Raw genomic sequence first — 22,132 nt, forward strand, 5'->3', positions numbered from 1 at the left:
ATTTTGGGTTTATATCATCCGCTGATTGAAAATTGCATCATCAACGATTTTGTGCCTGGCAAAAATGCGGTACTGATTACCGGTTCCAATGCGGCAGGCAAGAGCACCTTTCTTAGATCTTTGGCACTGAGTAATTTACTGGCCACCTCCATTCATACCTGCTTTGCCAGGCAGTTTAAGTGGCCGCTACTCACCACCCTTGCTGTAATGCATCATACGGATAGGCTGACGGAAGGCCTTAGCCATTACCAAAGTGAGGTGAAGGACATGGGGGATGTCTTCAAATTAAGCAAACATCATCCCTGTTTATTACTTTTTGATGAGCCGTTTAATGGGACCAATAGCCGTGAGCGCATTGCCATTGCTGCTTCCGTTTTACAATATTTTGCCAGTTGCCCTAGCCATATAACGCTTATCGCCACGCATGATTTTGAATTGCTACAGTTACTCTCAGAAACCTATAAAATGTATTATTTTAATGAACAGGTGCATCCGGACGGAAAACTAAGCTTTGATTACCGACTTAAAGCAGGTCGGAAAATCACGCGTAATGCCCTTGAACTTATCAGAATTGAAGGGTTCCCTGAGCGGGTCGTAGCAAGAGCCAATCAGATTTACCAGCAGATGGAAGATAAAAATGAGTAGCAGAGTTTGTAGCAAAGCGTCCATGGTAACTTCGTTTTGGATAAGACTTGTTTTGTACATTCCATTTGCTACCCCAAAAGTTGTTACGGCAGTGAGGAGTATAGATTTTTTAGCCACTGTACTTTCTAATTATAAATAAGTTTACTTTTTTGCGCAACTCATCTGCCTGTTTTTTATTTATGGTAAATTTATCGTCATAGAAATTTATCTGACATATGTTAACTGTAACTGCAGTAATATGCTAAAAATGCCTTAGGTGAATACTGAGCTTTGCGCAATAATTCTTTGCCGAAGCAACCTCGCGACAACCTTTAGTATTCTTGATGATTTACTTTTCCGCCAATATTACAATGAAACTTGAATTTAGGTACAAGTAGGGCTTGACATCATACTATCAATGGTAGGCTGCTCCCAATACTCCCATTATGCATCGCTTTCTAGGCCTGGAATAGGGCTAATGTTACTTTCAGGAGCTCTTTGACTTGGAGTTCGGCCAAACTTAGAAACAAGAATGAGCAATGAGGTCCCAATAATAAAATGCTGATATAGCTGAATGCCTGAATATATGTCATATGGTCGCTTTTAAATAGAAAGCCAAACAGCATACCTCCGAAGTTGCCACCTGCGCCAACTATGCCACTGATCAACCCGACATGCTCTTTGTTTATAAATGGGACTATCCCATAGGTAGCCCCGTTGGCCATTTTTAAAAATAATGCGAATGAAAGCATCCAAATAATGGCCATTAAAAGCGTACCTGCATAAGCAAATAATAATAGCCCAACGCCCTCTAACAATAGCATAAAAGCCAGGAACAGCCCCTTGCCCCGCATCCCATATTTTTCTCCCGTTTTATCAGATATATATCCCCCCAGAGCTCTTGCAAACAAATTCATGCTTCCAAATACCCCTGCACAAATACCAGCTGTCTTCAGCGAGAGGTGAAAATGGTCCACAAAATGAAGGGCGGCTACATTATCAAAAGTAATCTCAACGCCAAAGCAGGTGGCATATCCTAAAGTAAGCGCCCAGATGCGCCAATCTCGTAAAATTTGCCAGTCGGTTTTTAATTTTTCTGTTTTTCTGTGGCCAATCTCATCAAAATTACCCATTGGTGTATCCTTTGTATATCTGGCATAAAGCCAGGCTGTCAGCCACATTAATAATCCAGGAAGAATCATTGCATACCTCCATGCGGATTGTTTCGTGTACCCAAAACCAACAATAGTAGCGAATATTAAGGGCATGACCATATTGGTTACGCCTCCACCAAGGTTTCCCCAACCCCCTGTAATGGCATTTGCAGTTCCCTTTATTCTGGGAGCCATCATCATCGAAGTATGGTATTGTGTAATCACAAAAGCTCCACCAATAATACCAATTGCTCCCCTGAACAATAGAAGCGTTGTATAACTATTCGCTAACCCTACACACATCACGGGCAAAGATCCTATTAGAAGTAACCGAATGGCAGTTTTTCTCGGCCCCCAAAAATCACAGAGCCTGCCGATTATCAATCTGGCAATTATCGTCGTCGAAACTGAGATGATCATCAAATTACCTATTTGGGATTTGCTTAGATGCAAATCATCGCGAATAAAAGGCATTAAAGGTGCTAGCCCAAACCAGCCGAAAAAACAGATAAAAAACATAAACCAGGTAATATGGAAAGTTCTCATCTGAACCCCTTTTAAACTAAAGATTTGCAATTTCTCTAATTGTCCACATATCTGATTAGCCATAATTCTAATTAATTTTAAATATATTATTATTTGACCTCTTCTTAAAGGTGTCTAACTTCTTTAAAGCACACTTATATAAATACAAACCCCAATGGTCTGCAGCTTAAAATAATAACCCTTTGCAAGGGCTTAGCTAAGTAAAGACACGCTTCTATTAAATAAAGTGCCACCACCATATACCCAAACACCTCAAAAGGGTCCATTATAACACACCAAGTCTTTCGAACCTCAAAAAGCTCCTAATCTTTAAATACCTTGAAACAGATACGCCGCGTTTGATCTGAGCAACTGATCTGGGTTAGACATCTGTGTTTTACATAACAGTTCAAGCTGATTTTGAGTACGAATATTCAAAAATGCGACTTCGTCTTCCTTTGGAATATGCATATAGCATGTGTTCAATCGCTGAACAAAATATTGCAAACTACTATGTGATTTTTGTTTATCAGAGACCAACCGTGCAATTTGCCTTAATGCATCATAGCTATAAATTCCACAAAATGGTTCCGCCCTCCCGCCTTTCTGATAGACATTGATCTCACTGATCCTCTGCAGCCAAAGATCAAAAAGGTAATATAGGCAACTGATTTTCATAAAAGGCATATTGCAAGCCAGGACGAAAATATCATCCATCGGAAATTTCCTGTGAGCAGACAGTAGCCCCAATAACGGACCAGTGGCATTGATACCCTTCTGGTTTATAATCAACTGCATATCCCCATATGCAGGAAGATCCCCAGGTAAAAGTGGTTCTACGGACAAATAAGTCGTAAGTCCGATCTCTGTTAGTTTTCGATAGGCCAACTCTACCATATTCAAGCCGTTTGGTAAAACATTCGTAGTCATGTCTCTGACTGTAATTAAGTTTTTCCCGCCCGCCAAAATTAAACCAATCATAATTCCTCCTTTTTTAATGTTAGTTATTACATTGTCTTAGTTGCGACCCTCAAATTGTACTTTATAATTAATATTATTATAAATATAATATGATAAATTGATATCATTATGTCGTTTATTTTTTGTTGTATATCATTATTATCTAACAAAAGTATTCTTTTTTATTATAAAAATAGTCAATTAGTGGTAAAAAGGATTATATAAAAAATAATTATATAATATTAATATTAAAAGTATTGGTGTTTTAAATATTCAAAAAATATATGACCACTAAGCCCATTTAACTGTATAATTATTCATCGACATAATGTAATATGAACAATAAGTATTATGGATGGAATTAAATTTTTTAATTTTATTTATTGACCATTGAAGTTTTTGTAATTCAGCAGTCAGCGGTCCTAGCTACTTATCGCGGAACTTAAAGTGCATTTATGATATTCAGTGGGAGGAGTTGGTAATAGGCACTAAGGCTCAAATGACGGGCATCACGGTCAGGATATTACACATCACTACATTGATGTAATCTATAAATGCCCAATCAAAAAACTGTCACGCCAGCCTTTGCTGTCTATGAATAACCGTATGATTTTAGTTTTAAGCTAAGAAATATAATGAAATAGGTGTTTTAAAGGTTTGGTAGGAGTCCTGAATAAATTAAACTCATCTTTATAAATCCCAAGGATTTTGGAAACTTACAACTATTAATATGTATTGAGTTACATTTGCACCCAGAAATGTCAAAGGAGTCGGTAACGCATATAGTGGAGAAATTAGTTCGTTTAATCTTGACACAACTGAAGTTTAGTATTTTATTACTAAAAAGACGTATGACAGAGCAACAATTTCTTGTTTTTTGTTGCTTGGTGGTTGGTTGTTTGGCAAGTTTAGGCGCTATTGCACTTAAATTGTTTGTCGTCAATCTGGAGCATTTTTTCTTTGAAAATTCCGGTTTTGGTGATATTGTATGGTATCAAGCTTTAATGCCTATTCTGGGAATTGGTCTTAGCAGCTTTTTGATAGAGAAACTATATCGTAAAAATTTTAAAAAGGGTAATGATAAAATTGTTTATGCGATAGCAAAACAGTCTTCTGAATTGCCTTTAAGCCAATGTTATTCCCATATTACCACCGCTGGATTAACAGTTGGACTTGGTGGTTCTTGCGGTTTGGAGTCGCCAATGGTGGCTACTGGTGCGGCAATTGGATCGAATCTGGCCCGCGCTACTTTTTTGCCTTATAAAGAGAGGACATTACTCTTGGCCTGTGGGATTGCTTCGGGAATTTCTTCAGCGTTTGGTGCGCCGATTGCGGGAATTCTGTTTGCTCTTGAGGTGTTGATGATTGATGTATCTATCGCTTCTTTTATACCGCTACTGATGTCTTCAGCTAGCGGGGCGCTTTTAGCTAAAGTGTTATTGGGTGATAACGTATTATTAACTTTTAAAACGATCCGTGATTTTAATTATAGTAACTTATATCTTTATGTTGGGTTGGGACTTCTAGCAGGGTGTTTATGCTTGCTTTATACCCGGATTTTTCACTGGATAGACCATAAGTTTACTGCGATGAATGGTCCTGTCAAGCGTTGGCTAGTTGGGGCTCTTTTGTTATCAGTACTCATATTTTTTTTTCCACAGATTTTTGGTGAAGGATATATTTTTATTAAAACCCTTGCAGAAACCGGACAATTTCCACATAACTCTATTTTGATAGCCCACACTAATAACGGGTGGTTGATCTGGCTTTTTATTGTAGGTGTCATGATTTTTAAAATTTTTGCTACCGCATTTACCATTATGGGTGGTGGTAATGGAGGAAGTTTTGCACCGTCACTTGTAATAGGTGCCTTGCTGGGTTTTATTGTTGGCCGTTTTTTTCAGTTAATCGGATATACAAATGTGCCAATAACCAATCTAATTGTGGTGGGCATGGCAGGAATGTTGAGTGGTTTGTTTTTTGCGCCATTGACTGCTATATTTTTGTCAGCGGAAGTCACAAACGGCTATTCACTTTTTATTCCTCTTATGATGGTCGCAGCAATTAGCTTTTTTGTTATGAAATCCTTTGAACCGTTGTCTCTGGAAATGAAAAAGCTTTTTCAACAATCGGAGCTTGACCCTACAGACAAAGATCGTTTTGCATTAAGTAGACTAGAATTGAGAATTCTGATCAGAAAAGATTATCCTGTGTTTAAGGTACATACAGGAATCTCTGAAATACTTTCCTCTATTCAACGGTCTGATAAAGATGTTTACGCTGTCGTAAGTGACGGAGATAAACAGCATTTAGAAGGTGTTATTTATCTTAATGATATGAAATTTATTATTTTTGATGACAAGAAAAGAGAAGAAAATGCTAAAGTTACAGCTGGAGATTTAATGACCAAGCAAAAAACCCTTACCAACAAAGATGATATGCATTCGGCAATCCATAAGTTTGAAAAATTAAATTCCGCCAAAAATGTACTACCTGTGATAAATGAAGAAGGGGTATGGTTGGGCTTTATCGCTAAATCTTCTATTCTTGATAGATATCGTAGTGAAATTATAAAAATGACATAATAGTGTATCATTTCCTTTTTATCTATATTTCTTGATTTTTACAAACATCGTTATTGAATTTGCAAAGAAATTATTCATAATTGATGATTCTCAATTGATAATTCACATTAGCAACCAACAATTCAGTGTATTTTTATTGTATAGGTCAATTATAGATTTCAGCGGAATATAATTAATATTTTCGAACTATTGGATAGGTGAGAGGTTAGGAATTGCTGGCATTTTCTTCCTAACCGGCTCCAAAAATATCAAATTATTGGTCCATAAAATATCGCATTTGTTGGACCAGGCTATCTTTGTATTATCATTCTACATGCACACTTCCTTTATAAACGGTAACCAAAATCACTCTTTGCTTCTGATAGAATGAAAAAGCTTTGGACGGTGGTGACATTGGGAAGTGCCGCCAGCTTATTTCGATAAAAATGCTGATAATCGTCCATATCTTTTACAGCTACCCTTAAAATAAAATCAAAGGTTCCTGTCATCTGCAAGCATTCCAATACTTCCGGCATTTGGATCACAGATTGCTCAAAGGTCTGCAATGTACTGGAAGAATGATTATATAAAAGCACATGACAGAAAGCTACCAGGTTTTTATTAATTTTCTTCCTGTCCAAAATGGCCACTATTTTTTTGATATACCCCTCTTTTTTAAGCTTTCGGATACGTTCATGAACGGCTGCTGTTGATTTATTGACCTGGGCGGCCACTTCTTTGCTAGTCAACTCGGCATTTTCCTGCAGGATTTTGAGGATTTGCTGGTCGGTTTGATCGAGTAATTGTTCTTCCGGCATTGATGACTGATTTTATAGACAATAAAAACTAAAATTTAGCGCTTTTGAAGGGCTAAGGTAACAATAATATTGATTGAAATATTCCAATATTCAATTAATATTTTTGAATAATGGCAAAGTATTGTTTGTTTTTATGGTGATAGCTAGCTTTGTCCGATTGGATAAAATTACAATTGATATGGAAACAGTGACTAAGAACATCGCTACGACCAGTGAGCGGATTCAACGGCTTTGGCAGTTAGTAGGCAATACGCCAATGTTGGAACTGCATTACCAATATAAAGGTAAACCAGGTCGGATATTCGTGAAATGCGAGCATTATAACCTGACAGGCAGTATTAAGGACCGTATGGCACTATATATATTGCATAAGGCATATGAAAATGGAAGCATACAACCTACGGATGTTATTATTGAGGCAACCAGTGGTAACACAGGTATTTCCTTTGCGGCCATAGGCAAGGCTATGGGGCATGAAGTAAATATTATCATGCCTAACTGGTTAAGCAAGGAAAGAATGGATATTATCCGCGGGTTTGGCGCCAGAATTATCACAGTCAGCAAAGAAGAAGGTGGGTTTTTAGGCAGTATCCGGCTCAGTGAAAATATGGCAGCTGATGGCGATGTCTTTTTACCGCAACAGTTCAGCAATTGTTTTAACGCAGAGGCGCATGAAAGAACAACCGGGCCGGAGATTTATTTTCAATTGCAGCAAATTGGTCTTTTGCCTGACGCGTTTGTAGCAGGCGTTGGAACTGGTGGTACTGTAATGGGCATTGGACAGTATCTGCGTGGTGAAAACCCTGCAATAACGATCCATCCACTAGAACCCAGCGAGTCGCCTACCTTGACTACAGGTTATAAAACAGGTAGTCACCGTATCCAGGGCATCTCTGATGAATTTATTCCTTCCATTGTACAGTTGGATCAACTGGATGAGACCGTGCAGGCCAGTGATGGCGATGCCATCATTATGGCGCAGAAATTATCAGCTGAACTTGGCCTGGCTGTGGGTATTTCTTCCGGTGCCAATGTAGTAGGTGCGATCAAGCTGGCTGAAAAACTTGGCAGTGATAGCGTTGTGGTCACCATATTACCGGATAGCAATAAAAATATTTGAGTACAGATCTGATGAGAGAAGAAACTGTTCGACCTGACTATATCTCTACTGATACAATATTTACAGATTATATTCCAGTTGCCAGGTTGGAAAAGACCTTGCTTGGATAAGCAAATGGAAGTGCTATCTAACCTTAACTGAGCTAAACTGGACAATTATTTTTAGAAAAAATAGTAATCAAAAAAGAAAAAAAATATGAAAATGGAAATGAAAAGGCAATTGAATCACTTATTGCTGACGCTACTGGTCCTTGTATCGGCAACTATTATCGTAAGGGCTCAGGATCAAAACCAAAATCCTGTTCAATGGACAGCGAGCGCCGCAAAAGCTACAGACGGCAATTATACGATCACGCTTACAGCAGTGTTACCAGCGCCCTGGCATATCTATTCTCAGAATACGCCAGATGGAGGTCCAGTACCTACGAGTATCAGCTTTAGCAAAAATCCGTTGGTAACGCTTATCGGAAAGCCAAAAGAGAAAGGTGATCTGAAAACAACCCATGATAAAAATTTTGGTGTGGATGTCAAATATTATGGTGACAAAGTACAGTTTATACAAACTGTAAAAGTGAAAGGAGGCCTTAAAACCAATGTAAGCGGTTCGGTTAATTTCATGGTGTGTAATGACCATGAGTGTTTACCCCCAAGTAGCTGGAAATTCTCTGTCAAGCTAAATTAAATGGCAATATGTCGTATTTGAGCTTTTAGCCAAAACAAGTCAAAAGAGGCTCAGATAAAAACTCAATCATGTACAGACTTTTAAACAAGTCTCTGGGACTGCAAGAATGCAGTCCCTTTTTTTCTGTAATTTATGGAGGAGTCAGACTCATATTGGCCATTGCAATCGTAAATCTAGCGTTGATTTTAGTGGTAAGCGCTTAATTTGGACTTAGTTATTGCGGTTGCAAAATCTATTTTGGGCTAATATCATCCGCTGATTGAATATTGCATCATTAACGATTTTGTGCCAGGCAAAAATGCGGTACTGGTTGGTAGTTTCTATACGGCGGACAAAAGCACCTTTCTTAGATTTTTGGCAATATTTAATTTACTGGCCTCCTCCATTCATACTTGCTTTTCTCGGCAGTTTAAGTAGCCAGTTCTCGCAATCTTTGCTGTAATGAACCATACGGATAGATGAAGGAAGGCTTTAGTTATTAACAACGTAGTGAACGCTTGAGCAGCTATTTAGCGGCATGAAACCCCAGCCAAGTATCTACATTTTTTGGAGATGTAAGTCACCTAAGATCGTTAGATCATTTTTATTTTATTCTGACCGTAATGTGGGCCATTTGTGTGGAAGTAGTTCATCGAGTTTATCTTTAGTATGTTTACTTATTCTTTTTCTTTTCATTACATGCGTTACCCATGTTAGAAAGTCGATTTTATGGAGTTTGCAATTATATGCCAGGGCAAACAATGAAACTATTCAGCTCCCTAATTGGCAGGACGACCAGTCGGCCCTTCAACACCATAATTTTTTAGTACCTTTGACATTGCCTAATTTTTATATCAACACCCAAATTTTGTGTGGTGTATTTTGAAAGTAATGTTCCATGCTATTCTGGAGAGATATTTTTATCAGGGTACTTGAGAAACAAAATGATTTTGTCTCGATATTTATTAAGTCTTTTTCCCCCCATAGCAGGTATTTTGCCTGGCGCATTTCCCATTTGTTGATTAAGTAGTTTGGTTAAAAGGGCTTCTATTTTTGCCACTTCAGTTGGGTAAGAACTTCTTTATGAAGAGCTAAAACATTCATTATACATAACTTCGTTTTGTCTGTTTAATTATAACATTTAAGACATGCAGGATAAGATTAAACTCGAGATAGAAAAACTCATTAAAAAGGATAAAGTTGTTACCCTGGACCAAATTAAAGTTCACATAAAGAGTGATGTAACAATGACTATCATGAGAAAATTAAAATCATTGGGATATATCACAAGTTATTCCGACCGTGGTAAATATTATACATTGTTTGATATACCTAAATTTTCCGAAGCGGGGCTCTGGAGTTTTAATGACACCATTCATTTCTCTAAATACAACACTTTGAAAGATACCTGCTTCTATTTTATAAACACGTCTGTTGGTGGGCAAAGCATAAAAGAGTTGGAAGCGGTGTTAAAAGTAACGGTGCGACTTGCTGTTGGTAATCTCCTTAAAGAACAGAAAGTATTCCGTGCTCAATTTGGCGGAGAATGGGTGTACTTTTCTGTTGACGGTAAGGTTCGCAACCAACAAATGGCTATACGTAATTCTGTGTCTGATAGTCAAGTATTTTCTAATGAAAGCCTGTCAGCAAGTCTGATCACCGATGAGTTAAAGGCAGCGGTGATTTTATTTTATAGCTTACTTGATGAGCAACAACGACGTTTATATGCAGGGCTAGAGTCTATTAAATACGGCCATGGAGGGGATAGGGTAATCGGTGAACTTTTGCAGATTCACCCAGAGACTGTTAGCAAAGGCCGGCAGCAACTCTTGGGAAAAAAGGTGAATTTAAATGGGATACGCCAAACAGGAGGCGGTAGACCGGGCGTTAAAAAAAAACACCAGGAATAATCCAGATCATAGAAAACTTGATTGAGGAAGAAACTGCTGGCGACCCAATGAGTGATGCAAAATGGACCAGAACAACCCTCTCCAAAATATCTGAGCTACTTAAAGAGCAGGATATTAATGTTTGCCCAAATACAGTCAAGAAGCTATTGCAAAACATGGGTTACTCTTTGAAAATAAATTATAAAAGATTCGAATCTGACCCCAAAAAAGCCACACCAATTTCAATAAAGGAACGGGATCAGCAGTTTAAATACATTAAACAGGTAAGGAAGGAATTTAATAATAGGGAGGATAGTATTGTTATTAGTGTCGATTCTAAAAAGAAGGAGCTGATCGGTAATTTTTACAACAAAGGGAGGACTTGGTGCAAAGCTCCGGCTCAGGTAAACGCTTATGATTTTTTAACCCTCGCCGAAGGTAAATTTAACCCATATGGTATATATGACCTTAAGCATAATCGCGGTCTTGTGGTGGGAGGAATCTCATCTGATACAAGTGAGTTTGCAGTTAATTCTATCGAGCGTTGGCTACGATCACAACCGAATAAGGCAAACATAAAGTCCCTGCTCATATTAGCTGACGGTGGTGGCAGCAACGGCTCATCTAACAAAATGTGGAAATATGGCATTCAAAAAAAGATCTGCGAAAAATATAACATAGAAGTCACAGTTTGCCATTATCCTCCTGGAACCTCTAAGTTTAACCCCATTGAGCATCATATGTTTAGCGAACTTAGTAAAAACTGGGCCGGACAACCTCTAAAGACTTATGGGACAGCATTAAATTTCATTCGGGGAACTACCGCAAAAAACGGCTTAGATATAAAAGCAGAAATAGATATGCGGAATTATGAGACAGGAATAAAGATTACAGATCAACAGTGGGCCGAAATTAACCTTTGGCCACATAATACAATTCCTAAACTAAATTATACAATCCGTCCAAATTTAAATCGGAAATTATTTTTGCACGGACCCTAAGTAATTGCCGTACATATTGTCAAATAGATGTATTTAATTTTTTTTCTGATATATGTAAATATAAATTAAGCAGTTTGTTCCGCACTGATTATGAAACACTTTTAAAGACGGAATTATTTTTATCCCCTGCTATTCATTCCGGTCAGCTAATTGTCCTATAAATTTAGAGCTTTTCTCTGGCAACCTCCAGGCAGAAAGCCACATTTAAATGCTTAAAAACGGCTACCAACTTATTTTGGAAAAAACTTATCCTGAACACAATATTTATTGTCTTCCGCCAGCACTGCTGACAGGCAGTTGTAAGATGGACGATGCAGATAGGTTTTTTGTCAGAGAAAAGGAAAATGAGAATACGCTCCTATTGGTTAAAAATATGAATGTCGCGCTGAGGGAAAGGTATCTCAATGCCAGCCCTATCTAAGGCCGCCTTGCAGTCAATAATTAATTGCTCACGCATACCCCAGAACGCCTGATTGTCAGCGGACACTCTTACTGAAAGATTTACGGCACTGTCTCCAAGTTCTGTGACGACAATCTGCGGAGCCGGTTCTTTATAGGCATGCTTGTTACTGCTGACGACATCCATCAGAATTTGTTTAGCCTGTTTAAGGTCAGCAGCATAGGAAACCCCGATATCAAACCAGGTACGCCGGCTGCCCATCTGGGAATAGTTAATAATACTTGCATTGGAGAGCGCACCGTTGGGTACAATGACCAACTGATTCTGAGGTGTAATTAATTTGGTGGCAAAAATATCAATTTCTCTGACAGTTCCGGATTGTCCGTTAGCCGATTCAATATAATCGCCTACCTTGAAGGGTTTGAGGGTCAGAATGATTACACTGCCTGCAAAGTTGGCCAGTGAACCCTGCAGCGCCAGGCCTACAGCCAGTCCGGCCGCTCCGATCATGGCTACAAAGGCAGAAGTCTGTATGCCGAGCTGCGTAATGATCAGAATAAATAATAAGATATTCAGGGTCCACCGGATCATATTCAATAGGAACTTTTTAAGAGAGATATCCATCTGGCGACGCTCAAAAGTCTTATTGGCATATTTCATTATGATCCTGATCAGCCAGGACCCGATCAGATATATAAGCAATGTAGATATCAGGGCGATGGCTATTTTTGGCCCCCAAACAGCCGCCGCGTCCCAGAATTTCGTCCAGTAGCTCTCTAAATGGTTCATGTCAGGTGTAATCGCTAAAAAATGCATGGGTTGTAATGGGTTGTCTTAAGGTTAGAAAATACTTGATATGCTCAAAGATAACGCCTTAGAGGTAAATAACAAAATGCATACAACACAACATACGCTATGCCTATATGCCTATCTGGTCTTTAAATAATTAATCTTACGCCTCCGAGATCAGACACCCTGTGTGCGAACTTATCGCTGGGAGAACTGATAAACATGAAATTAATAGGAATATTCCACTCATCACTGAGTCGCTTGATCGTCTCGGGTCCGAATGTGGCGTTGTGGATCTGAACGTATTCAATCTTAATGTCCGGGTAGGCCCTGTCCAACACTTCCAGATCAGCCATGAAAGAAGCAGAGACATCACTTTCATCCTTTAAGACCGTTACAATTTTTATTCTTTTCGTGATCTCATTTTCTTCCACATACATCATAACCTTGTTGAGGATAGAGATATCGTCGGCTTTAGTAAAGTAAACGAATTCCTGTTCAGTTAATTTTTTAAGATTGCGACTGATATGCAATCTGCTAATGGCGGCAAACAGTTTAAAATGTTTTGACAGATGGCCGACCAATATGAGCATATATTTTAAGATTTCATTTCTGCTTAATAACAAAAAGATAATAACAATAGCCGGAAGAAAATATTGCAGGAAAACAATCAGGTAGGCTGCATGCGTAACAACATTTCCATACAGTGCGCCAGCTACGGCAAGAATCGCAATCGTTACAGAGGCCACAGTAGCGTTTTCAGGACGAGGCAGTCTGCCGCGTTTGATTTTCAGCAGAAAATTGCCAAAACCAAAATAGATCATCACCAATAAAAAACTAATCGTGTAAACGCCGGCAAGCGGCCCCAGTTGACCATGCGTTATAAACAGCACCGAAAGGCAGAGTATATAAAAAAGCAGTAATATTCTTGGAGAACTGCCGCGACTGTTTTCCTTCAACAGGAATTGCGGAAGTATCCGATCCAGTGTCATTCTTTTAATAAGACCATTCACCCCTACATAAGAAGTAAGCAGTGCCCCACTTAATACAAGAACGGCATCGATCGAAATAAAAGTAGCCAGCCAACTGCCTCCCGTATTTTGCCCTAAATAAGAAAGAAGTGCTTCTTTGTTTTGAACGACGTCTACCAGCGGCAGGACCATGACAGCAGTAAGCGCCATCAGTGGATTTATTACAGTCACAGCAATCCACATATTTCGGAGCGTCTTTCTGAAAATGCCCGGTTTTTGCTCTTCCACAAAATTAGCGGAACTCTCAAATCCAGAGATACCCAGCATGGCGGTGCTAAATCCAAGAAACAGGGCTGTCCAAAAGCCACCCTGTAACGGTGTCCTGAAATTCAGCGCCGCAATATTTAAACCATGTTTTATCACAAACCAAATGCCGCTACCGATTAAAAGCAGCATGGCTGCCAGATGAAGCGTAAAAATTACAGCAGCCACTACAGAGGATTCACTGATGCCCGACATGACCAGTAATAAAAACAAAGTCAAAAGGATAATGGTGGCCACCATGACGGAAATGGACGGAAAAATGCCTTTCAGGTAGTGCATGGCTTCACTGGCTGAGATAACCGCAGTTGTCATATAGGACAAAATGGTCAGACAGGCCGCAATGGAGGCGTTACTTTTGCTTGTGGTATTAAGCAAAACGTTATAGGCGCCTCCATTCAAGGGAAGCGCTCCGACCACTTCACCATAGATCTTCCTGAACAGAAAAAGCACCCCTGCAACGATTAGCAGCGCCAGCCATGCGTACTGCCCGGCATAGGCTATCGTCAAAGCAGAAACGTACAGACAGGAAGAAGTAATATCATTGCCGCATATCGCTGTGGCCGAGAATTCGCTGAGTTTTTTTGAGTGTGACATCGTATAGGTTTCAGGTGAAGGCTACTCAAATTACGCCCTTAGATCAAAAGAAGAAATAAAAGTAGGAATTTTTGATTGAAAAGCATGACCATTTGGAGCGGAACAAATATATTTGTCCTACCATGACAAGATCTCCTATCGACCAGCTACTAAAACCTGTTAGCAAATTTATTCACCAGGAGTATACAAGCGGTATTGTGCTGTTTGCCTGTGTCGTTATTGCACTGGTTTGGGCAAACGCTCCGTGGAGCGACAGTTACCATCATCTGTGGGAAACCAGGTTTTCCATCGGAATCGAGCAACAGCGATTCGTCCAACCACTGCACGTATGGATCAATGATGGATTAATGGCCTTATTTTTCTTTGTCATCGGCCTGGAACTGAAGCGGGAGTTCATTGCCGGGGAGCTTTCTACCCTCAGAAAAGCAGCGCTGCCAATGGTGGGCGCGCTGGGAGGCATGCTGGTACCAGCACTTATATTCGTGGCATTCAACAAAGGCCTTCCCTCTTCCCATGGATGGGGTATTCCGATGGCGACTGATATTGCTTTTGCCCTCGGCTTATTATCTATGGCAGGAAAACATATACCCGGGTCGGTGAAAACCTTTCTGTCGGCCCTGGCTGTGGCCGATGATCTGGGCGCTGTACTTGTGATTGCGCTATTTTACACACAAACGATAGCACTTGTTCCGTTAGCGATAGGCTTAGTATTGCTTATTGTTCTTTGGATCGGCAACCGTTTGGGTATCAGGGATACGATATTCTATCTGGTAATAGGCATTATTATATGGTATTTCTTTTTACTTTCCGGTGTGCATGCAACGATAGCAGGCGTGCTTGTCGCCTTTATGATCCCGGCCAGAACCAAGATAAATGAGCAGGAATTTGTTGAAAATACCAGAAAATATGCAACTAACTTTGAACAGGCCCACAGGCAAGACGGTTCACTGATGACCTGGGAGCAACATAGAACGATCAGTAATATAAAACAACTCTGTCTGGATGCAGAAACGCCGTTACAGAAAATTGAAAATGCGTTGCATCCTTGGGTAGCTTTTGTTATCATGCCGCTGTTTGCCCTGGCCAATGCAGGTATGCCAATTGGCAGCGACTTCTTCCGGTCCTTATCCAACCCGGTAAGCCTGGGTGTATCCGTTGGGCTGGTGCTAGGAAAGTTTATTGGGGTTCTTGTGTTTACCTGGATAATGGTAAGGCTCGGCTGGGCTGCGCTGCCACACAAAGCCAACTGGAAACACATTATCGGTGTTGCACTGCTGGCAGGGGTTGGATTCACAATGTCATTGTTTATCACAGGATTGGCCTTTACGGATATGAAAATGATAGATGAAGCGAAGTATGGTATTTTGCTGGCCTCTCTTATCTCGGGCATCGCTGGCGTCTTCTTTTTAAAAAAGCTATCCCCGGCCTCTAAGGAAGCATCTTGAGTCTTCACCTATTTATTCAGACAATAACTTGCTAAAGGCTATAATAAAGATTATCGCCTTTTACGATTGATAAAGTCTGCCATTGCCAGAAGGTTTGACTTTCATGTAGATAAGGCAGATGAGCAGGACGTTGTTCTATTTATCAAAAAGAACTCCGATTTCATCGGGGGAAGCTCTGGACGTTGATTTTCGCGATTTTTATAGCACCCATAGGACTGAATGGCAATTCGACTGCGGCTATTATCGGTGTGATGTTAATCTCGCCGCTTATGGGGCCGACCATGGGCATGGGCCTGAGAATTGAAAATAGGCATTAGCGACTTAAAAAGGGATAGAAATACCTGAGATTGCTTACCTAAAATGATAAAGAAATTGATTGCCTTATTAGAAATTCTAGGTTGGTTTAAAGAAAAGCTATAAAATATTATCTAGTTTTATTTTTTCTTTGTTTTAAGCTCATTTTGAAGTGCGAACATTTCATCCCTAAGCCTCGCCGCCTCAATAAAATCCATGTCTTTGGCAGCCTTGTCCATTTCTTTTTTGAGCCTTTTTATTGCCTTTTCTAAAAAGGGAATGGTACGCTTATTTGGATCTACTTGAGACTCGTATACCTTATGTTCAACAATATCTTCGTTGTAGCCGATCGCATAGGCTTTATGTTCATCAAACCCCTTAATATCCAGTACAGCTGTTTGTGCAAATACCTGCTCTTTGCTTTTGGTGACGGTCGTAGGCGTTATATGATGCAACTCATTATAGGCAATCTGTTTTTCCCGTCTGCGGTTGGTCTCATCGATGGTTCGTTGCATGCTCATCGTCATTTTATCTGCGTAAAAAATGACCCGGCCATTCGCATTACGGGCGGCGCGACCAGCCGTCTGCGTCAGCGACCGCTCATTTCTGAGAAAACCTTCCTTATCCGCATCAAGTATTGCCACCAGGGTTACCTCTGGTAAATCCAACCCTTCCCTGAGCAGGTTGACACCTACCAGTACATCAATTTCACCAAGTCTTAATTGACGCAGAATCTCCACTCGGTCAAGTGTGTCTACATCGCTATGGATATATTTAGAGTTGATATTGATCTTTTTGAGGTATTTGTCCATCTCCTCTGCCATTCTTTTGGTAAGCGTTGTCACTAGAATGCGGCCACCCTTTTTCACCTGTTGGTCGATTTCGTCCAACAAGTCATCTACCTGGTCATGACTAGGGCGGAGCTCAATGGGTGGATCCAACAGACCAGTTGGCCGGACAATCTGCTCTACCACGACACCACCTGTCTTCTCTAACTCATAATTACCAGGCGTGGCCGATACAAAAATAGTCTGGCCGATCATAGATTCAAATTCACTAAAACTAAGTGGTCTGTTGTCAATAGCACTGGGCAGACGGAAGCCGTATTCAACCAAGGTCAGCTTTCTGCTTCGGTCGCCGCCGTGCATACCGGATATCTGAGGAATCGTCTGATGGGACTCATCTAAAATACACAAAAAATCATCTGGGAAATAATCCAGGAGACAGAAAGGTCTTGTGCCTGGTTCTCTTCTGTCAAAAAATCTGGAGTAGTTCTCAATACCATTACAGTATCCCAGTTCCAGCATCATTTCCAGATCATATTCTACTCTTTCTTTAATACGCTGCGCTTCCACCATGCGGCCGATACCTTCAAAATATTCGACCTGCGCCCTGAGCTCATCCTGAATCTCATAAGTGATCTGTTGCATCATCTCCTTTGGAGCCAAATATAAATTTGCTGGGAAAATGGCCGCATTGTCCATTTTTAGCATCCTTTGGTTCGTGATGACATCAATGGTCTCGATAGATTCAATTTCATCATCAAAAAAGGTAATCCGGTAGCCATAATCCACATATGGCAGATTGATATCCACCGTATCGCCTTTCACCCTGAAGCTCGCCCTGGTAAAGTCCACCTGGGTTCGGGTATATAAAGAATTGACAAGTGCATGCAAAAATGCCTGCCGTGGTATGACCTGACCAACATGGAGCCGGATAATCCCCTTTTCAAATTCCGCGGGGTTACCGATACCATAAATACAACTGACGCTGGCCACAATGATAATATCTCTACGACCACTCAAAAGCTGGGCTGTGGCTTGCAGCCGCAGCTTATCCAGCTCCTCATTAATACTCAGATCCTTTTCAATATAGGTATTACTGACCGGCATAAAAGCTTCCGGCTGATAATAATCATAATAACTGACAAAGTAACCTACGGCGTTATGGGGAAAAAATTGCTTAAACTCACCATATAACTGAGCTACCAGGGTCTTATTATGCGTTAATACCAGGGTCGGGCGCTGTACATTCTGGATGACATTTGCCATCGTGAAGGTTTTACCAGATCCGGTAACACCCAAAAGTGTCTGAAACTGTTCACCATCCTTAAGGCCTTCCGTCAATTGGCGGATGGCATCAGGTTGATCCCCTGAGGGCTTATATTCGGCATGTAATTCAAAAGGCATATAGCGAAGTTACGAACTTGCTCTGGAAAAGAAGGGTTATTTACCTAAGGCCCGTGACGGCTGACCGAAAGAATAACAACCTGGCTGCATACCAGTTGCATTGATTGGATTATCTTTGCCACATGAGAATAATACCCTTATCAGAAGGCGCTTTTACCATAGACAGTTCTAAGAAGTTCATACCCTTTGACCCATCTACGGATGATCTTCAAAAAAGGGCTGTTGGGAGCTTACTCGTTGAAATACAGCCATTTTTGATTATAACAGATAAAGATATACTACTCTTGGATACCGGGTTGGGGTTCACAAAAGATGGGGAACCGCAAATTCATGCGCTTTTAAAAGCGCATGGAATTGGTGCTGGCGAAGTGACCAAAGTACTGCTTTCTCACTTACATAAAGACCATGCAGGTGGGATAAAGATGACAAAACCGAATGGCGAGGCCACCCTTACTTTCCCCAATGCCACTTATTATCTTCAGGCAAGCGAACTAGCCTATGGGTTAAGTGGAGAGAATCCATCCTATCTTAAAGAGCAGTTTGAGATCCTAAAAGACCACCCGCAAGTAGTGCTCCTGGATGGGGACGGAACACTAGACGGCTATATTACCTATCAGGTAACCGGAGCACATAGTAAATACCACCAGGTATTTTGGTTCAAAGAAGGTGAAGAAACCGTTTTTTACGGTGCAGATGATGCCCCGCAATTAGGGCAGATGAAAAACAGATTTGTCGCCAAATATGACTACGACGGTAGAAAGTGCATGGAACTCAGGAAAAAGTGGTGGGCAGAAGGTGAAGAAGGCAAATGGATCTTTTTGTTTTACCATGACGTAAAGTCCCCGACATTTTCCTTTAAGTAGGGTACACAAATGGGAACATGAAGGGCAACACAAAGTAAAGCATTGATATTACGGCTCGTATAATCATCATTATGCCAACTTAGAAGTTAATTTTAAATGCCTGCTGTAAAAGGCACCCATTTGGAAAGCAGAAACCGTAAAGGGTACGAATCGAAAGCGAACAAATAGCGAACAAAAGGATTAAAAAACAGAGAAAACAGACAAGGATCAGCCCTAGATATTAAAAAGAATAAAAATCAAACTCCGATAGTTACTAACAATAACTGCGGAGTTTGATTTTAGATTTTTTTAGTGGCGTTCTAAGACTAGGTCGCCACCTCTATTCGAATTGTGATTATGTTTTAACGTCTGCTTGCACAAAGGTAGGTGGAGACAATAAAGGCCGTTTATCAATTCAGGAAAAAGGATTACGGGATAGGGAATTACTGACACATCCTGGAAGTGTTCAGTTACGGCCAAATGTGCCAATACGCAATATAACTGAACCTACCATTCAACCTCCACTTAGATACTGAAGCAATTCCCGCGAATATCAGTATTATGAAACTTTTTCTAAATTAAAGCCCGGCAGGAAAATAAAAACAGGCTGCTTGATTTTTAATATCAAGCAGCCCGCTTTTATTTTTTTAGTGGCGCGCCAGGAATGGAGCGCCACCTCTATTCAAATTGTGTGATATGTTACATATTCAGGATACAAAGATCAGCATATTGTAAATCAATTATTTATTGAATCGGGAAAAAGGGTTACGCGATATGGAAATTCCTGCGAGGCTCCCCAAAAAATAAAAATCAGACCTTATATAAAGTCTGATTTTGGATTTTTTTTAGTGGCGTTCTAAGACTAGGTCGCCACCTCTATTCGAAATTGTGATATGTTACTGTGTGTTGTGGATACAAAGATAGGGGGGCGCTGTAGGATGTTGTTTATCAAATCGGGAAAAAGGGTTACGCAATCCGGAAAAAGGGGGAGTTTAAAATCTTTTTCCCCGATTTGATCGGGATAATCGTGGTTTTAATATTATATGGATATTATTTGTCATTCAATAGGCATTATTAATTAATTAGTTTTGTGTATTTTGGAAACTTATAAAAAGAAATTGCATATCTTGCCTTAGTTTATAATTTAAGATAAGGAAATTTGCCATGAAATTGAAGACTTAAGTGTGTATGCAGCCATTTGGAACTGATCCGAAAAAATCATTAAATGTAATCGTTGATTAAAAATGAGACTAGTGTTCAGTTAAGCATAATATGACGTATTGATTAAATATCATATCTTTGTATTAAATTTATACTAATGATACGATATACAATACATCTGACCAAAGAGGAAGTTGATGTTCTTCAAGGTATTATAAATAAGGGGTCCCATACGACGCAGACTTTTCGAGCGGCTTATATCCTTTTAAACTGTGATGAAGGGAAATACTCTCAAAAAGTCACCAATGAGCAATTAGCCCAAGTATTAAGAATAGGTATGCGTACAATTGACCGGGTTAAGAAGCGGTTTATTGAAGAGGGCTTAGATTCCGTTTTAGACCGCAAACCAACGACAAGAGTCTATGATAGAAAAGTAGATGGTGATTTGGAAGCCAATATAGTGAGTTTATGTTGTAGCGCGCCACCTAAAGGTTATGCTAAATGGACATTGCGTTTATTAGCGGATAAGCTGGTTGAGCTGGAGTATGTTGATAAGATTTCTCATGTAACGGTTGGGAATGTTTTAAAAAAAACGAACTTAAGCCTTGGAAAGTGAAAGGCTGGGTCATTCCAGCTGAGAGAAGTGGCGAATTTGTGTCGAATATGGAAAACGTATTGGATGTATATAAGAGACCATATGATCCCGACTTTCCTGTGGTGTGTATGGATGAAAGCCCTAAGCAGCTAATTGAAGAAGGAAGACCAAGTATTAAAATGAAACCGGGGATGGATAAACGAGAAGATTATGAGTATATAAGGAAAGGATGTGTAAATATATTTATGGCAAATGAACCTTTGGCTGGTAAGCGATTTGTAAAAGTGACGGAGTTTAAGAAAAAGAGAGATTGGGCATTATTCATTAAAGAGATAGCCAGTCATTATAAAAAGGCAAAAAAAATAACTTTGGTAATGGATAACTTTAATACGCATTCACCTTCTGCATTTTATGAGGCATTTGAACCTAAAGTGGCAAAGCAATTATGGGATAGATTTGAATTTGTATTCACTCCAAAGCATGGTAGTTGGTTGAATATGGCGGAAATAGAGTTACATGTTTTAAACGGACAGTGCTTGAATCGCCATATTCCAACTATAGAGATGGTGGAAGATGAAGTTCAGGCATGGAATAATGCACGGAATAACAAAAAGTCTAAGATAAACTGGCAATTTACAGCTACCGATGCTAGAATCAAATTAAAAAGATTATATCCGTCATATTAAACTTAACAGAGCACTAGACTTGGCATTAAATTAAGATCTATCCACTGTTTAGTATGAATTGACCGAACGTTTTTAAGGTGGTCGCATTGGGCAATTTCAGATCAAGGCTATTTTTTTGAGCGAGTTTTAGATAGCTTATATATAGGAATAATGAAAATATTTAATATCGATACGCTAAAATTAGTAAGGGAATATCGTGGCATAACACAAAAGGAACTGTCAGAAAATTTGCAGATTGAACAGGGAACCTTGTCCAAAATAGAGAAGGGGATCTTAAGTACAAATAAGACCCTTGTTGATAAAATATCCAGCTTCTTAGATTTCCCTGAAGACATATTCTTTCAGGAGATAAAAAAACAAACATATGATTTTTATTATAAAAGAAATTTTGCTGCATCTGTGAAGCAAATGAAGCAAAATTTTGCGGAGATGACAATAATTAAGCAGTCTCAAAATAGTCATATATCTTATGAATCTATTTTTGCCTGAAAGATATTGTTTCCCTGTTGATCGTTGAAAACTTTTGC

17 protein-coding genes are annotated in these 22,132 nt (G+C 39.7%); 10 read left to right on the forward strand and 7 right to left on the reverse strand.

Features of this window, described 5'->3' with window-relative positions:
• Positions 1-3: 3 nt before the first annotated feature.
• Positions 4-645 carry a MutS-related protein gene (locus FSB73_RS12365; protein ID WP_158639528.1) on the forward strand — a complete coding sequence of 214 codons (642 nt, stop codon included), beginning with the start codon at positions 4-6 and terminating at the stop codon, positions 643-645.
• Between the two features lie 437 nt (positions 646-1,082).
• Here the strand turns inward: FSB73_RS12365 and FSB73_RS12370 are convergent, their stop codons facing one another.
• Both FSB73_RS12370 and mobA read right to left on the reverse strand, forming a co-directional pair.
• Positions 1,083-2,387 (reverse strand): MFS transporter, encoded by a 1,305-nt coding sequence (locus tag FSB73_RS12370; protein ID WP_192904054.1) that lies wholly within the window; start codon positions 2,385-2,387, stop codon positions 1,083-1,085.
• Between the two features lie 246 nt (positions 2,388-2,633).
• Positions 2,634-3,284, reverse strand: coding sequence for a molybdenum cofactor guanylyltransferase (gene mobA / locus FSB73_RS12375; protein WP_146782551.1), 651 nt, complete (start codon positions 3,282-3,284; stop codon positions 2,634-2,636).
• An 830-nt stretch (positions 3,285-4,114) separates the two neighbouring features.
• On the opposite strand from mobA, the gene FSB73_RS12380 reads away from it, so the two are divergent.
• A complete protein-coding gene (locus FSB73_RS12380; protein ID WP_158639529.1) occupies positions 4,115-5,848 on the forward strand; it encodes a chloride channel protein in 1,734 nt (577 codons plus the stop codon).
• A gap of 326 nt (positions 5,849-6,174) precedes the next feature.
• Here FSB73_RS12380 and FSB73_RS12385 read toward each other — a convergent pair whose 3' ends face one another.
• Positions 6,175-6,645 carry an Lrp/AsnC family transcriptional regulator gene (locus tag FSB73_RS12385; RefSeq protein WP_146782557.1) on the reverse strand — a complete coding sequence of 157 codons (471 nt, stop codon included), beginning with the start codon at positions 6,643-6,645 and terminating at the stop codon, positions 6,175-6,177.
• A gap of 178 nt (positions 6,646-6,823) precedes the next feature.
• Between FSB73_RS12385 and FSB73_RS12390 the strand changes: the two genes are divergently transcribed.
• Both FSB73_RS12390 and FSB73_RS12395 read left to right on the forward strand, forming a co-directional pair.
• A complete protein-coding gene (locus tag FSB73_RS12390; RefSeq protein ID WP_225973973.1) occupies positions 6,824-7,765 on the forward strand; it encodes a PLP-dependent cysteine synthase family protein in 942 nt (313 codons plus the stop codon).
• 195 nt (positions 7,766-7,960) lie between these two features.
• On the forward strand, positions 7,961-8,446 hold the full coding sequence (locus FSB73_RS12395; RefSeq protein WP_146782560.1) for a protein-disulfide reductase DsbD domain-containing protein: 486 nt from the start codon (positions 7,961-7,963) through the stop codon (positions 8,444-8,446).
• An 880-nt stretch (positions 8,447-9,326) separates the two neighbouring features.
• Here the strand turns inward: FSB73_RS12395 and FSB73_RS23290 are convergent.
• Positions 9,327-9,485, reverse strand: a complete 159-nt coding sequence (locus tag FSB73_RS23290) for a hypothetical protein (protein ID WP_158639530.1) — start codon at positions 9,483-9,485, stop codon at positions 9,327-9,329.
• 88 nt (positions 9,486-9,573) lie between these two features.
• Here FSB73_RS23290 and FSB73_RS12400 point away from each other — a divergent pair, with 88 nt between their 5' ends.
• Positions 9,574-10,335 (forward strand): hypothetical protein, encoded by a 762-nt coding sequence (locus FSB73_RS12400; protein WP_146782563.1) that lies wholly within the window; start codon positions 9,574-9,576, stop codon positions 10,333-10,335.
• A gap of 17 nt (positions 10,336-10,352) precedes the next feature.
• Positions 10,353-11,315, forward strand: a complete 963-nt coding sequence (locus tag FSB73_RS12405; protein WP_158639531.1) for an ISAzo13 family transposase — start codon at positions 10,353-10,355, stop codon at positions 11,313-11,315.
• Between the two features lie 358 nt (positions 11,316-11,673).
• On the opposite strand, the gene FSB73_RS12410 is transcribed toward FSB73_RS12405, so the two are convergent.
• Together FSB73_RS12410 and FSB73_RS12415 are read right to left on the reverse strand one after the other, a co-directional pair.
• Positions 11,674-12,531, reverse strand: coding sequence for a mechanosensitive ion channel family protein (locus FSB73_RS12410; RefSeq protein ID WP_146782569.1), 858 nt, complete (start codon positions 12,529-12,531; stop codon positions 11,674-11,676).
• Between the two features lie 122 nt (positions 12,532-12,653).
• A complete protein-coding gene (locus tag FSB73_RS12415) occupies positions 12,654-14,393 on the reverse strand; it encodes an APC family permease (RefSeq protein WP_146782572.1) in 1,740 nt (579 codons plus the stop codon).
• A gap of 122 nt (positions 14,394-14,515) precedes the next feature.
• Between FSB73_RS12415 and nhaA the strand changes: the two genes are divergently transcribed.
• A complete protein-coding gene (gene nhaA, locus FSB73_RS12420; RefSeq protein WP_146782576.1) occupies positions 14,516-15,838 on the forward strand; it encodes a Na+/H+ antiporter NhaA in 1,323 nt (440 codons plus the stop codon).
• A gap of 434 nt (positions 15,839-16,272) precedes the next feature.
• Here nhaA and uvrB read toward each other — a convergent pair whose 3' ends face one another.
• Positions 16,273-18,321, reverse strand: a complete 2,049-nt coding sequence (gene uvrB / locus FSB73_RS12430) for an excinuclease ABC subunit UvrB (RefSeq protein WP_146782580.1) — start codon at positions 18,319-18,321, stop codon at positions 16,273-16,275.
• Positions 18,322-18,443: 122 nt separating this feature from the next.
• Here uvrB and FSB73_RS12435 point away from each other — a divergent pair, with 122 nt between their 5' ends.
• The 3 genes from FSB73_RS12435 to FSB73_RS12445 all read left to right on the forward strand — a co-directional run bounded on the left by FSB73_RS12435 (position 18,444) and on the right by FSB73_RS12445 (position 22,094).
• Complete coding sequence (locus FSB73_RS12435) at positions 18,444-19,184, forward strand: MBL fold metallo-hydrolase (protein WP_146782583.1); 741 nt, start codon at positions 18,444-18,446, stop codon at positions 19,182-19,184.
• Between the two features lie 1,297 nt (positions 19,185-20,481).
• A protein-coding gene (locus FSB73_RS12440) for an IS630 family transposase (protein WP_146782585.1) occupies positions 20,482-21,605 on the forward strand; the annotation gives its coding sequence in 2 pieces (ribosomal slippage) (positions 20,482-20,899 and positions 20,899-21,605; 1,125 coding nt in all).
• 150 nt (positions 21,606-21,755) lie between these two features.
• Entirely contained in the window at positions 21,756-22,094 is a 339-nt protein-coding gene (locus FSB73_RS12445; RefSeq protein ID WP_146782588.1) for a helix-turn-helix domain-containing protein, read from the forward strand.
• Positions 22,095-22,132: the final 38 nt, after the last annotated feature.

Origin of the sequence: Arachidicoccus ginsenosidivorans (assembly GCF_007971385.1) — a bacterium.
Taxonomy (GTDB): Bacteria; Bacteroidota; Bacteroidia; order Chitinophagales; family Chitinophagaceae; genus Arachidicoccus; species Arachidicoccus ginsenosidivorans.